The organism is Nitrospira sp. (genome assembly GCA_030653545.1).
Lineage (GTDB): Bacteria > Nitrospirota > Nitrospiria > Nitrospirales > Nitrospiraceae > Nitrospira_D.
In genome coordinates this window covers 150,465-164,027 of sequence record JAURZE010000028.1, presented here as the reverse complement: position 1 = coordinate 164,027, position 13,563 = coordinate 150,465, and the positions used below count along the sequence as shown (strand labels likewise).

At 54.7% G+C, this 13,563-nt stretch carries 15 protein-coding genes and 1 tRNA gene; 11 read left to right on the top strand and 5 right to left on the bottom strand.

Going from position 1 to position 13,563, the window contains the following annotated elements:
• Positions 1–112 precede the first annotated feature (112 nt).
• Positions 113–1,030: a cobalamin B12-binding domain-containing protein gene (locus tag Q7U39_15690; GenBank protein MDO9119403.1), complete on the top strand. Its 918-nt coding sequence runs from the start codon at positions 113–115 to the stop codon at positions 1,028–1,030.
• An 18-nt stretch (positions 1,031–1,048) separates the two neighbouring features.
• Entirely contained in the window at positions 1,049–1,441 is a 393-nt protein-coding gene (locus Q7U39_15685) for a DUF393 domain-containing protein (protein MDO9119402.1), read from the top strand.
• 31 nt (positions 1,442–1,472) lie between these two features.
• Here the strand turns inward: Q7U39_15685 and Q7U39_15680 are convergent.
• Together Q7U39_15680 and Q7U39_15675 are read right to left on the bottom strand one after the other, a co-directional pair.
• Positions 1,473–1,558, bottom strand: a tRNA-Leu gene (locus tag Q7U39_15680).
• A 67-nt stretch (positions 1,559–1,625) separates the two neighbouring features.
• Entirely contained in the window at positions 1,626–3,086 is a 1,461-nt protein-coding gene (locus tag Q7U39_15675) for an AAA domain-containing protein (protein ID MDO9119401.1), read from the bottom strand.
• Positions 3,087–3,244: 158 nt separating this feature from the next.
• Here Q7U39_15675 and rplI point away from each other — a divergent pair, with 158 nt between their 5' ends.
• The 6 genes from rplI to lpxC all read left to right on the top strand — a co-directional run bounded on the left by rplI (position 3,245) and on the right by lpxC (position 8,484).
• Complete coding sequence (rplI, locus tag Q7U39_15670) at positions 3,245–3,715, top strand: 50S ribosomal protein L9 (protein ID MDO9119400.1); 471 nt, start codon at positions 3,245–3,247, stop codon at positions 3,713–3,715.
• 23 nt (positions 3,716–3,738) lie between these two features.
• Positions 3,739–5,001: a serine hydroxymethyltransferase gene (gene glyA / locus Q7U39_15665; GenBank protein ID MDO9119399.1), complete on the top strand. Its 1,263-nt coding sequence runs from the start codon at positions 3,739–3,741 to the stop codon at positions 4,999–5,001.
• 30 nt (positions 5,002–5,031) lie between these two features.
• Positions 5,032–5,496, top strand: coding sequence for a transcriptional regulator NrdR (nrdR, locus tag Q7U39_15660; GenBank protein MDO9119398.1), 465 nt, complete (start codon positions 5,032–5,034; stop codon positions 5,494–5,496).
• A 111-nt stretch (positions 5,497–5,607) separates the two neighbouring features.
• Positions 5,608–6,717 carry a sensor histidine kinase gene (locus Q7U39_15655; GenBank protein ID MDO9119397.1) on the top strand — a complete coding sequence of 370 codons (1,110 nt, stop codon included), beginning with the start codon at positions 5,608–5,610 and terminating at the stop codon, positions 6,715–6,717.
• The gene (locus Q7U39_15650; GenBank protein MDO9119396.1) at positions 6,704–7,375 is read left to right on the top strand and encodes a response regulator transcription factor; all 672 of its coding nucleotides are present in this window, start codon (positions 6,704–6,706) and stop codon (positions 7,373–7,375) included. The genes Q7U39_15655 and Q7U39_15650 overlap by 14 nt, the downstream gene beginning before the upstream one ends.
• 146 nt (positions 7,376–7,521) lie before the next feature.
• Complete coding sequence (gene lpxC / locus Q7U39_15645; GenBank protein ID MDO9119395.1) at positions 7,522–8,484, top strand: UDP-3-O-acyl-N-acetylglucosamine deacetylase; 963 nt, start codon at positions 7,522–7,524, stop codon at positions 8,482–8,484.
• A 206-nt stretch (positions 8,485–8,690) separates the two neighbouring features.
• Here lpxC and Q7U39_15640 read toward each other — a convergent pair whose 3' ends face one another.
• On the bottom strand, positions 8,691–9,203 hold the full coding sequence (locus tag Q7U39_15640) for a winged helix-turn-helix domain-containing protein (protein MDO9119394.1): 513 nt from the start codon (positions 9,201–9,203) through the stop codon (positions 8,691–8,693).
• Positions 9,204–9,517: 314 nt separating this feature from the next.
• On the opposite strand from Q7U39_15640, the gene Q7U39_15635 reads away from it, so the two are divergent.
• From Q7U39_15635 to Q7U39_15625, 3 genes are all read left to right on the top strand, one after another.
• Entirely contained in the window at positions 9,518–10,354 is an 837-nt protein-coding gene (locus Q7U39_15635) for an inositol monophosphatase family protein (GenBank protein ID MDO9119393.1), read from the top strand.
• Between the two features lie 134 nt (positions 10,355–10,488).
• Positions 10,489–10,773 (top strand): hypothetical protein, encoded by a 285-nt coding sequence (locus Q7U39_15630; GenBank protein MDO9119392.1) that lies wholly within the window; start codon positions 10,489–10,491, stop codon positions 10,771–10,773.
• Between the two features lie 67 nt (positions 10,774–10,840).
• Entirely contained in the window at positions 10,841–11,173 is a 333-nt protein-coding gene (locus tag Q7U39_15625; GenBank protein MDO9119391.1) for an arsenosugar biosynthesis-associated peroxidase-like protein, read from the top strand.
• 37 nt (positions 11,174–11,210) lie between these two features.
• On the opposite strand, the gene Q7U39_15620 is transcribed toward Q7U39_15625, so the two are convergent.
• Both Q7U39_15620 and Q7U39_15615 read right to left on the bottom strand, forming a co-directional pair.
• The gene (locus tag Q7U39_15620; protein ID MDO9119390.1) at positions 11,211–13,070 is read right to left on the bottom strand and encodes a RiPP maturation radical SAM C-methyltransferase; all 1,860 of its coding nucleotides are present in this window, start codon (positions 13,068–13,070) and stop codon (positions 11,211–11,213) included.
• Between the two features lie 39 nt (positions 13,071–13,109).
• Positions 13,110–13,460: a 4a-hydroxytetrahydrobiopterin dehydratase gene (locus Q7U39_15615; GenBank protein ID MDO9119389.1), complete on the bottom strand. Its 351-nt coding sequence runs from the start codon at positions 13,458–13,460 to the stop codon at positions 13,110–13,112.
• Between the last annotated feature and the right edge of the window lie 103 nt (positions 13,461–13,563).

Here is a 13,563-nt window from a genome sequence, read left to right as displayed (position 1 = left end):
ATGTTTGTATCAACTATGTCTAATGTATAAACCATCTTGTCCAATGTGTCAAGTGTTAAAATGTAAATTATTTGACAAACGTTGGACGTTAAAATATAATGCGTTTAGTAAAATGAATACTCATAGAATTCATAGAGTTGCAAAACTCACCGGGCTCTCAAAAGACGTCATACGGGTATGGGAGCGTCGGTTTGACCTCCTAAAACCGACCAGGGGAGCCAATCGATACCGAAATTATTCTGATGAAGATGTCTCGTTACTGAGATATCTCAAAGAGCAACTCGATGCGGGAGGTTCAATCGGAGAGCTGTCGAAGTTGGGTCGCGACGAATTATTGAGAAGAGCGCGAGCCAGCGCGCCTCAAGTGTCGTTCGTCGATAATACGTTCAGCAGATTGCTTCGTGAATTACTCTCAACACTAGATCCCTTCGATCGCGTCACCTTCGAAAAGCGCTTGAACGGTGCTGTCGCTGTTGTTCCCTTTGAGGAAGCACTGCACGGAATTCTGCTTCCGCTCCAGGAACAGGTCGGCCGGCTCTGGCACGATGGTCACGTGAACATCGCCATCGAACATTACGTGACGAAGCAAATCCAACAAAAGATTTTCTCAGCGATGAATCAGCTACCGGTGACAGAATTCGGCGCCAAGGTAGTCGTCGCGTGCCCGCCAGGGGAAGAACACGACATCGCCGCACTGGCGGTCGCTTATCGATGTCGTGTTCGCGGCTGCCGTGTCTACTACCTGGGCGCCAATGTGCCCATTGCGTCCCTTGCCAATCTCTGCCGCACGGTGAAACCCGATCTGACGCTCATTTCATTTCCCCTCGCTCTGTCCGATGCGAACGCTGCGGAGTTAGTCGATAACCTCACGCGCGAAGTGGCTCCGACATCGCGCGTGGCCGTCGGTGGAAATGGCGCGCTCGACATGCGGGATCTCTTTGAGAAAGCTCATATTGAGATCGTGGAGAGCTTCGCCGAACTGGATATGACGCTGGATCGATTGGCGCGGCAGTCTTTATCCCGAACCTAGCGACAAGGAATGGGACAGATGGCACCCTACCCGCTCACAGTCTTTTTCGACGGAGCCTGTCCCATCTGCGCGCGAGAAATCGCGTTCATGACGCGATTAGACCGGCAACGACAACTGAAATTCAACGACTTCTCGGCGGTTGACTATGACGCGGCATCCATCGACGTTTCCTCTGCAGAGCTGAGCAGAATCATTCATGCCCGTTGGGCTGACGGGAGAGTGATCAGCGGCGTCGAGGTGTTCCGGGCCATGTGGGAAGCTGTCGGTCTTGGAATGCTTGCGAGGCTAAGCCGTCTTTCTCTTCTCGAGCCGATGGTCTTGCGAGCCTACGCATGGTTTGCACGAAACCGCCTCCGACTCACCGGTCGCTCGAATTCCTGCCCGGTAGGCGCCTGCAACTTGAAACATTAGCCAACAGTGGGAATTAATCCTGGAGGGGGGATGGTGCCGAAGGCGGGAGTTGAACCCGCATGACCTTGCGGTCGCTGGTACCTGAAACCAGTGTGTCTGCCATTCCACCACTTCGGCAAGAAGGGTCGAGGGGAGGATTATCCTGAATTCACGCTACCGGCGTCAAGCAACTATGTGCGCAGCCTTAAACGACCGCCGGGGATTCGATCCCGGGGATTGCCCAGCCTTCTCCTGCGGCAAGATCGCGAGGATCCCCACTTAGCACAATGCGCTCACGCACCAACCCCGCCGCCGCCAGCAACATGGTCGCATCGATCTGCGGCGCGTCCTCGACGATGAGCACATCGAACCGCACGCGCGCAAACAGCGGATCACTGGCAATCCGCGCCGGCGTGGAGATCACCAGGCGACGATTCTGGATAAAGGCTTGTCGGTTGGTATTTTCTTCTGCCGCCAATAGTTCGCGAATTTTCTTCGTCCCGCCCAATTTCGTGATGGCCTCTTTGAGGTCATCAAATTCCGGTCGCAAATCTTTCGGAACGGCCGCTTCAGGAACCAATTCGTCGATACGGACCTTGGCGATCTCCAGCTCCTTGGTCAGTTCACCGATCTGCTGCTCGTAGAGCACCCGATATTGCTGGAGCGATTCGACGTTCTTTCCAACGGTCTGCATGCCGATCCGGCGCCAGAGGGGGAGATTTTCGTATTCCGTCAGAATTGCCGTGACATCCTTGATCTTCGCCTGAAACTCGCTCAACTGGGTCAACAGTCGCCACTCCAGCAAACGGACTTCATCCAGATCCTTCTGTTTCTGCCCTTTGTAGGCCAGCAGGGGAGTCAGTTCGCGAAACCGGTCATACTTTCGCCGAAGCGAGGCTTTATCTGCCCTGGACTTGGCATAAAACTGATGCATCTGCGCCTCAAACCCGAGTTCATGGATGGAAATTCCGCTCGTTTGAGAGACGATGCTCATCTCGTAGCGACTGATCCACGTCTTGTAGGTCAATCCGCTGGCTTTCATGGCTTTCGCGATCGTCCCGACCATCTCATCAGACGAGCGATGATCCGGACCGATGAGTAAAATCCGTTTGTTCGCGCGAATCAGCTCAAGCACGAGCGTGGCGATCTTCTGACGACGCAAGGCCTGATCTTCGAGCCATACCGTGGTCAAGATCGCCGAAGAACCGAGGGCGGCTTGGCTTGGATCACCTGACGACACCAAGAGCGGCACCAGGCGCTCCGACGGGCCGAGATTGTACGCATCCGCCTGGCTGATCATGTCTCGCAGCCGCGTCGCGATGGTACCAAGGTGCCCGGCGCGGTCCGGAATGAGCGTCGCGGAAGGAACTGAGGCTCCAATGGCATCCACCGCTTGCACCAGCACCACATTACCCTGACAACTCAGCACCACCCCCTCAGTGGCTTCAATTTCGTCTCCAGGAACAATGGACAGGGGAAGATCGATTGGCAGGAGACATCCGGCCGGGAGGGTGAATTCATACACGTGAAGGCCTCCCACTGTATGAACCAGCCGTCCCCTGGTCACCACAATAGGAATATCCAGTCCGGCGTCGTTCGCTTGCAGGACTTCTTGATCCAGGCTTGCGGCGCACATTTCCAAACAGGCTCTGGCTGTTAACTGCATCTCGCTCCTCTCACCCTCGTCGACCGGTGGGCCATGATATAGGGGCCCCTCGGCACCTGTCCAGGCCGCCAACACAACCCGAAAAAGGATTAGAGAATTGACTTTTCAACCTGATCCCCCGTATCCTCACTTCCTTTCCAACAGAAGGAGTTAGGGCTATGAAAGTCATTTTACAAGAAACGATGGATGGGGTCGGCCATCTCGGCGATCTGCTCGATGTTCGGGACGGATTTGCCCGAAACTTCCTGTTGCCTCGCAAAAAAGCGGTTTTGGCCAACAGCCGCAGTATCAAGGCATTCGAGCACGTGAAGCGTGTCGCAGCGGAGAAGGCGAAAAAAGAGAAGCTCGAAATTGAAGTGCATGCCAAGAATGTTTCTGCTGTCACCCTCACCATTGAGGCACAGGTCGGAAAAGACGACAAGATGTTCGGGTCTGTGACATCCAAAGACTTAGCCGAAGCCTTGGCGGCACAAGGGTTTACTATTGATCGGCGCAAGATCCAGCTGGCCCAGCCTATTAAGGAACTGGGTACCGTCACGGTCCCGATCAAGATGCCACGAGAAGTAACCGCCACCGTGACCGTCCGTGTGGTTAAGAAGCAAGAACAGGAAGCTGCTGCTGAAGCATAACGGGGATACACCGTGGAGGGGTGATGCGCGACGCGATCGGGTCACTAGACGCTCTCAAATCAACTGATCTGGATGTCTACGCCGCAATTGAAGCGGAAGAGACCCGTCAACGTGACAAACTCTTGTTGATCGCGTCTGAGAACTTTGCCAGCCCCGCTGTCTTGGCTGCCCAAGGCAGCTTGATGACCAATAAGTACGCTGAGGGTTATCCCGGCAAGCGCTACTACGGCGGATGCGAGCATGTCGACGCCGTCGAAGCACTGGCGATTCAGCGTGCCAAAGAGCTCTTCGGTGCAGACCATGTCAACGTTCAGCCACACTCCGGTTCGTCCGCAAACATGGCGGCTTATCTCTCCGTCCTCAAGCCTGGCGACACTATTCTCGGAATGGACCTCGCCCATGGCGGCCACCTGACTCACGGCAGTAAAGTAAGTTTCTCGGGGATGATCTTCAAGGCCTTCGCGTACGGAGTGGATCGACAGACTGAGACGATCGACTACGATGCCGTGCAAAAACTGGCGGAAGAATGCCGCCCACGAATGCTCGTCGTCGGTGCGAGTGCGTATGCGCGCGTTCTCGACTTTCCCCGTTTCCAACAGATCGCCAAATCAGTCGGTGCCTATCTTATGGTGGATATCGCCCATATCGCTGGACTGATCGCCGCGGGGCTCCATCCCAGCCCGGTCCCCTTCGCCGACTTCGTCACGACGACCACCCACAAGACTCTCCGTGGTCCCCGTGCCGGTATCGTAATGTGCAAAGCCGAGCACGCCAAGGCCGTCGATAAGATTATCTTCCCGGGACTTCAGGGTGGACCTTTGATGCATGTGATCGCGGCCAAAGCCGTGGCCTTCAAAGAGGCCTTGTCGCCCTCCTTTAAAAAATATCAGCAGCAGGTGGTCGCGAACGCCCGTGCCCTTGCACAGGGGCTCGTCGATCGCGGCTACAAGATTGTCTCCGGCGGAACCGACACCCATCTGTTCCTGGTAAACCTCACCAACAAGGGCATTACTGGGAAAGAGGCCGATGCCGCGTTAGACGCCGCAGGAATCATCGTCAATAAAAATGCCGTTCCTTATGACGAAAAGCCCCCGTCCGTGGCCAGTGGCATCCGGCTTGGCACGCCGATTGTCTCCACGCGCGGCATGCGAGAGGCAGACATGAAAGAAATCGTGGCCCTCATCGACCGCGTCCTACAGCACCGCCACGATGCCACCGTCCTGGAAGAGGTCCGTGCTCAAGCGAAGGCGTTGTGCAACCGCTTTCCTATTTTTCACTCCTACTAGCCCACAGGCATAAGGGCAGGGTCGCCACCAGTGAAATGTCCGTTCTGCGACGAGCTCGAAGACAAGGTGGTGGACTCGCGTATGGCCAAGGAAGGCGAGGTCATTCGCCGGCGCCGCGAGTGTCTCGGCTGTAAACGCCGCTATACGACCTACGAGCGGGTTGAAGAAATTCTCCCGGTAGTCGTGAAGAAAGACGGGCGGCGCGAGTCGTTCGACCGCACGAAAATCTTGTCCGGCCTCAAGAAAGCCTGCGAGAAAAGACCCATCAGCACGGCCACGATCGAGGACGTCACGGATCGCATCGAGAAGCGGATCCAGGAGATGGGAGAAAGTGAAATTGAAAGTCGGATCGTCGGCGAAGAAGTCATGAAGGAGTTGCACCAACTCGACCAGGTTGCCTATGTCCGGTTCGCGTCTGTCTATCGCGAGTTCAAGGACATTGATCAGTTCATGGACGAACTCAAATCCCTGGCTCAGCAGCGTCGAGAGCGGTGACGGCAGGCTCCTCAGCCCCTCGCTCTGCTTCCTCTCCTTCGTCTCTTCCCTTCGATTTCTCAGCTCAGCAATCAACTTGTACCCCGGCAACCAACACTGGTTCATAGAACCATGACATCTACGAAACGCCGTTCCACCAAAGTCCGGAGTAAGTCGTCGAAGGTTGGCGCCACCAATGTCGCTATTATCGGCGCCGGGCGTGGGGGAACCGCGCTCATGGAGATTTTCGCGAACGATCCGCTCGTGCAGATCGTGGGAATTGCCGAGGTCAACACGCAGGCGCCCGGTGTCACGCTCGCAAAACAACTCCAGATTCCCGTGACGCGTGACTATCGCAAACTCTTAGCGATGGAGCGGGTAGACCTTGTTATTGATGTATCCGGCGATGCTGAAGTCTGGCAATTCCTGCAGGACTTTCACCGGATGGGCGTCACCATCATCGGCGGAGCCAGCGCCAAGTTCATGTGGGAGCTCATCGGTGCGCGCATCCGTGCCACTGCAGAAATCGAGAACACGCTCAATAAGTACCAGTCTCTCTACCGGCTATATGTCAAAGAAACCGGCGCGGCGGTCACTGAAGAACGGACACGCATTGCCTGCGAAATCCACGATGGGCTCGTCCAAAGTCTTGCGGGTGTCAATTTCAAGCTCGACTTGTGCCAGCAACTTGTGCGCAAGAACCCGAAAGCAAGCCTCGCCACGATCAAGGAAAGCAAAGCCCAGCTGAAACTCGCCATCCAGGAAGCCCGACAAGTCATCTTCAATTTACGGCCACTCCACTATGACAAAATGGAGCTGATTCCCGCGCTGACCAACTACCTCAAGTCCTACGAAACTCAGGCCCGCATCAAAGCGCAGTTCACCGTGACCGGGGATGAACAAATTTTGTTTCCCCGAACGAAGATCTTCCTCTTTCGGATTATTCAGGAAGCCTTGAGCAACGTCCAGAAGCATGCGAAGGCCGATCGTGTCTCGATCAAATTGGAGATCAACCTGGAGATGTTGCGGGTGACCATTTCAGACAATGGCATCGGATTCGATATGGACGCCGTGTTGCGCGATCCGGACAAATGGGATCACTTTGGCATTCGAGGTATTATTGAGAGGGCCAAACTGGTCGGTGGCGAAGGACACATCGATTCCAAGCAGGGGAGAGGCACGACAATCACAGTCGAAGTCCCCCTCATGAATAAGGAGACTAGCGAACATGGACAAGATTAAAGTCCTCATTGCCGATGACCATCGGGTCGTTCGAGAAGGGCTGGCCGCCATTCTCAAAACCAAAGAAGATCTCCATATCGTGGGAGAAGCCCAGGATGGAATGGAAGCCGTTGAAAAAGCCAAAGCGCTGGTTCCCGATGTCATTCTTATGGATGTCAGCATGCCTCGCATGGGGGGCGTCGAAGCCACGAGACAAATCAAACGCGAGTTTCCCCACATCGGAATCGTGGCGCTGACGATGTACGAAGAACAGCAGTACATTTTCGATCTGGTTCGTGCCGGTGCCACCGGCTACCTCCTGAAAGACTCCGAATCCTCCCAAATCGTCGCGGCGATTCGCGCAATCTACCGAGGCGAATCGTTGATTCACCCGTCAGTTGCCAGCAAAATTCTCGCTGAGTTTTCCCTTATGGCGCAGAAGAAGGGCAAAAAGCCGGGGTGGGTGGAACATGACCTCACCGAACGCGAAATCACGGTTCTCCGGTTAGTGGCTGACGGAAAGACCAACAAGGAGATCGCAAACGCACTGGACCTTAGTGAAAAAACCGTGAAAAATCACGTGCGCAACATCTTCCACAAGCTACAGGTCTATGATCGAACCCAGGCGGCCATCCTTGCAATCCGGAAAGGATTGATTGAACTGGACCCACGGCCCTGAACGATCACCACAGCACCGTTCAAGTTTTATTTTTGAAAATCCACAGTTGTACCTTTTTTACAACACATTGCAATTCCTTAAAGCAACAATTTATGTCCTTTTATCAATGCCTTGCGATACGTCATCCATGGCAAGCCTCTTGCTAAATGACAGACCGTCATTTGAATTTGGAGGCTCTCGTGAGGAATCAGCAAACCCTAGCCGCTCCGATTACCTGCTCTGGCATTGGGCTTCACTCAGGCCAGCCCGTAACTATTACCCTTAGACCAGCACCTGTAAATACGGGCGTCGTCTTCGTGAACCGGAATGGAAAGTCAGGAGCCTCACTCCCTGCATCTATCGAGCATTTGGTGCCAACCGAACTATGCACTGCGATCAACGGCAATGGATTTCAGGTCAAGACGATTGAGCATGTGCTGGCCGCCCTCTCAGGACTGGGAGTTGATAATGTATACATCGACGTCACGGCCGGAGAAATCCCCGTCATGGACGGCAGTGCCGCACCGTTTGTTCGCTTAATCCATTCCGTCGGCCTGACATCACAATCTCGCCGCCAGCCCTACTTGAAAATCATGGCCCCGATCGAAGTGTGCGACGGCCAAAAGCGCGTGCGCATCGAGCCGTCCTCGACGCCAAAAATTACGTACACCATTCACTACAATCATCCGATGATCAAGACGCAGGTCTATACGCACGACTGTTCCGCGGATACCTTTGAGCACGATATTGCAGAAGCCCGCACATTCGGATTCTTGCGCGAGGTACAGGCCCTCTGGGCACGCGGCCTCGGACAAGGCGGAAGCCTCGAGAATACCGTGGTACTCTCAGAGAACGGCATCATGAATGAATCCGGCCTTCGCTTCTCAAACGAATTCGTCCGCCACAAGGTCCTGGATCTGATTGGGGACTTTTCACTTCTTGGCATGCCTTTCATCGGCCACCTCATTGCCGAACGGTCGGGGCATGCGCTCCACACTCGTCTTGTCGAGCAAATCTTGGAACAGCCTGAAAAATGGATTCTACTCAACACAGAGTCCGCTTCCGCTGAATCCAGGAAGTCGCTTTCGATCAGCAGGTCACAACCAGCCGTAGCACTTCAGGCCTCATAACGACTTGTCTCTATTTCAGAGTGATTTCGAACTGGATGGGAGTGGGTTGCTCGCCTTCACAAGGCGCACTCATGAGTAAACGCCGAGAGTGAGTGGCCTCACTCTCGGCGAGTCAAACTCGGCAGGCTACTTCTTCTTCTTCTTTGCTGCTGCTTTCTTCGTTGCCAAGAGTCTCACCCCCCTCCCTTTTAAAGGAATACGACAACCTACACTGCTTGAACCAACACATCCTCGAGCGCCTCAAACGTATTCGGGCCGACTTTCCTAAATCGTTTATCCCGCTTCAGTGAAGTCGCCACAGAGGTCAACGGCGTTTTCCCTTTGATCTGCAGTCCACCTTCAGCAAGCCGTTGCAGCAATTCCTTCGCATGCATGGCACGGTTGGACTCACGCAAGATCTCATACGTCGCTTCAGGAACACTCTTTCCGACGTACTTGCTGCGACCTAAGAGAATTTCGCGCGACTGATCCGTCACGTCCATGACCGGAAGAGTCCGCACACCCTTGTTGTCATCGGTAATAATCTGACTGGAGAGACTGGCAAGCTTCGCTTTATCGGCTTCTACTCGGTAGAGCGTCTCGGCAAGTTCGAGGTACTTCTTGATCGTCGCAATCTCGTCATCGAGTCGACGTTTCTTTTTCTCAAGTTCCTGGAACCTATTTTTGTAGGCATGGATCCGCTGCTCAAGACCTACAAGAATATCTGTTAGTTCTTCCACGACACCCCCAACAGAAGCATGCTTGCTTTATAGCATTGCATACAAGAGCTGTCAACTACCAACGACATACTAAAATACTATGATTATAAAGTAGCTTTCCCTACAGAAGAGAAAGCTGTGACAAGTACATGGACAAGGCTTGTCCGTCGCAGAATAGAAACTTACCATCTCTGCGTTTATAGATGGTTACGATCTGTTTCTTCCCATGCTTTGAATTAATTGCATGTGCCAACACGCCACTCTGCCAACCGTTGTGACTTCAGAAGCTTGAAGATGGCAGGTAGGCCTTATGAGGCCTTGTGCTATGATTCGCCATGCTTGAACCATCACCCACGAATGAACCACCTGTTCCCTTGCTCTTGGAAACAGCCGTTCATGCGGCAAGACAAGCAGGCAAGGTCCTCTCGCGTTACGTACGAGACGGTTTCCGCGTCGAGAACAAGAGCGCTATCGACCTTGTCACAGAGGCAGATCATGCCGCTGAGCAATGCGTCATCGATGTGATCCTGGCCAGCTATCCCGATCACGCCTTCCTCGCGGAAGAGCGGGGACGCATTGGGCAGACTCAGTCACCCTACGTCTGGATTATCGATCCCCTCGACGGCACCACAAACTTTACACATGGCTTTCCTACATATTGCGTATCCATTGGACTTGAGTACAAGGAGCAGTGTGTACTTGGTGTGGTGTACGATCCCACTCGTGATGAACTCTTTAGCGCTACGCGTGGCGGCGGAGCACGGGTCAATGGGCAGCCGCTCCACGTCTCTCAAACAGCACAGTTAGACCAAGCCCTCCTGGTAACCGGCTTTGCTTACAATATTCGCGAAACTCCGAATAATAACCTCGATCACTTTGCTCGGTTTGCACTTCTAGCCCAAGGACTCCGCCGCACAGGATCAGCAGCCCTTGATCTATGCTATGTCGCGGCAGGACGATTCGACGGGTTTTGGGAAGTGAAACTCAGCCCGTGGGATACGGCAGCAGGTGTAGTAATCCTTCGCGAGGCTGGAGGAAGAGTGACGGACTTTTGTGGCCAATCCCACTCACTCTACGGACAGGAGTTGGTTGCAAGCAATGGCCACCTCCACGATTCTATGATCTCAGTGATTCGGGAATCCCAAGACGGCAGACCACCATCTCTCGGATGATCCCGCCAACAATCTCGGGGGAAAACCCCCTGCTGGTGAGCCCGCCACCTCTTCCAAGCCGACACGGCACCCCGTATACAGCAAGCCGATCTGTACGCTAAAATTGCGCAACATTCTTGCTGGAGTACATCACCATGGCAACATCAACACCTCCTTCAGGCCCAATGAGCAGCTCCCCGACAGGTGAAAGCCCAAACGACAAAGCGACATGGGACGTGGAACTGTTGCGCGTCCTCGTGAGCCGGAAGGGAACTCAGGTCGATGCGCAATGGGCGATTCATCCCCAATTGAAGCAGGATCTGCTTCCAGAAGAATGGAAAGAAGTGACCGACCTCATGGCCAAGGTCACTGATATCGTCGGCACTCGTTTCTCCGAAGTCCTCCTGAACGTCGAACCTGATCCTCCCGGTCATGCCTGAGCGAACCTGTTCGCCACAACGTTCTCGACGATCTCTACCGAACCTTTGAACCAACCAGGAGGCTCGTATGGACTCATATTATCATTCACACGATCTCGGCAAGTTCGGAGACATGGGCAAGGGCAACAAAGAGCTCTGGGACAAGTTCATGAACTACTACAGTGCGGTGTTCGCGGAGGGGGCCCTCACGGAGCGGGAGAAATCTCTGATCGCCTTGGCCGTCGCGCATGCCGTGCAATGTCCCTATTGTATCGACGCCTATACGCAGGCATCGCTTGAGAAGGGATCGAATATTGAGGAAATGACGGAAGCGGTACACGTGGCCTGCGCCATCAGGGGAGGTGCGTCACTCGTGCACGGGGTCCAGATGCGGAATGTGGCCGACAAATTGTCGATGTAGAAGCGGACGGTTGTTACTGACGACGGGCCGATGCAGTTCAGAGAAATTGGTTTTCTGGAATCGCCAGAGTGAAATACTTCCCACGCTCTTCGTAGAGAATACGACGGCTCGTCAGAATACTCAGGGCATCATTCAGTTCTTCATCTGACAACGACAGATCACTCTTCGCTTCTTTCAATACCGCGCGAATGTGATCCCTACTCTTCGCAGCCTCGTTGCAGGCTTCAATGATGCCCGAGGCCGGCCAATCAAACCGCTGCCTCGTCGGCACCTGAGGATCCCGCCCGTCGTAGACCGTCACATAATCCATCGATTTGGAATAATACAAAAACGGCCGGTCGCTGCCGCGCGCCCGCCGCTGCCATTCCTCCACGAGACCGACCAGTTCCTGATAGAGATGCGGATCCACCGGCCAGTGATCCAGCTCATACTCGAAATCATAGGCGATCTTCAGCAAATCAAGGCGCGCCGCATCATACACATACTCATAGGCCATCCCCGGCCCCGTAATCCGCACACCATAATCATGCGGACGCGTAAAGTAGGGGCTGAACCGCTGCAGCCAGAACTTCCCAGTCGCCTCCGGCGCCTGCAAATGGAAGAGCGAGGGAAGCAGATCAATCTGTCGCCGATAATCCTCGTTCGTCTCGCCTGGAAATCCGAGCAGAATATTCCAGGACACCGCAACACGGTAGTAGCTACTCCACTTCAGGCACAGGATGTTCTGCATGGGCGTCACGCCCTTGTCCATCGCCTTGAGCTGCGACAGACTGAGACTCTCCAGCCCCGGCTGCATGCACTTCACGCCCCCGACCGCGAGCGTGCGGATCTGACTCTTCTGAAGATTACTCTTAGTTTCGATGAACACATCGAGATCGCAATGCGCCGCGGCAAACTCCCCGAACAGATTCTCGACATACTTCATGTCGATGATGTTATCAACCAGCCTGAACCGAGTCGTGTCGTACCGGCTGGAGAGCGCCGTCATCTCGCGCGCCGCCTGATCCGCCGCTTTCGCCCGGAACTTCATACTCTGAGCATTGAGGCCGCAGAACGTGCAATGGTGCTTCTCCCCCCACCAACAACCGCGCGAGCCTTCGTAGAGGAGAATGCGGTCCAGGCCCTGCGCCGCATCACCGAGCTCGGCCAGCAGATGGTAATAGTCATCGTAGTCCGGAGGCCCGGTCTTCGCGAAATCGGCAAACAGCGCCGGATTCGGCGTAAACCGAATCTGATCCTGCTCTCGGAAGATCACTCCATTCGGAACCGCGTCAGACGTCCCCTCTAGGACATGGCGCACGAGGGAAGGCACCACCTCCTCTCCTTCACCCACCACGACATAGTCGATAAAGGGGAACGCCCGGAAGTATTCCATCCCCATCTCGCCGTCATAGTTCGCCCCGCCGAAGACGATCTTCACCTCCGGATACAGATCTTTGATCATCTTTGCCAAGGTCAGGCTCGCGACATTCTGATCGAATGTCGAGGTAAAGCCGACGAGCTTGTACTGCCCCCAATCGATCGCCGTCATCGCCCAGGTGAGAAACTGCGGCGCCGTCCTCATCGCCATGTCTTCAAAAAATGAGATCGGCTGCCCGCTCTCCTGAGCCACTTGCTCGAAGACCGGCTTAAAGACCCGCGGATATTCCGCGCGCTTGGGGTTGTCACGAAACAGGAGATAGGAAAAGAGCCACTCGCCGAAGAGCGCCCGCTTTTCGCAGATCATTTCATAGAGAGGGACACCGATCTTGTGGGCGAAACGAACATTCAAATGGTGGCAGTCGACCGGGACCCCCTTCGACTTGAGTAGCGCCGAGAGGGTGCCCAGTTGGATCGACGGGTACTTCGAATAACTGAACGGCATATTGACGAGCGCCACCTGCGCCTGATCGCTCATCTGTTGCCTCGTACGTTCAGCATGGCAAGATTGCTAAAATTAGGATGCTGCAGCTCGGAATGGCTCGAACTCCCGGTCGGCTTTTGCCGCGAGATAGAAATCGCTCTCCGTCAAACCGTTGATCTTGTGCGTCCAGATCTCCACCTTGCACTTCCCCCAAGCCAGGTAGAGGTCAGGATGATGGCCTTCGGCCTCGGCGATCGCGCTCACTTTATTCACAAAGGCCAAAGCCTGAGCAAAATCCTTGAACGTATAGAGCCGTTCAAGATGCCCCGATCCGTTCAGCGTCCAACCTCGTCCCAATTCTTCCAGCAGAGCCTGCGCACGATCAGCGGGAACCGGCGGCACACCGCCCCGACAGGGAATGCACTTATTGTCGGCAAGACCCATGTCGGCCTCCTTTGGTGAGAGAGAAGTATTGTAAAGGGGCCATGAGCGGAGAAACAAGGCGGGGGCAGCGTTAGATCGGACACAAATGGAAGAGGCCTGCACA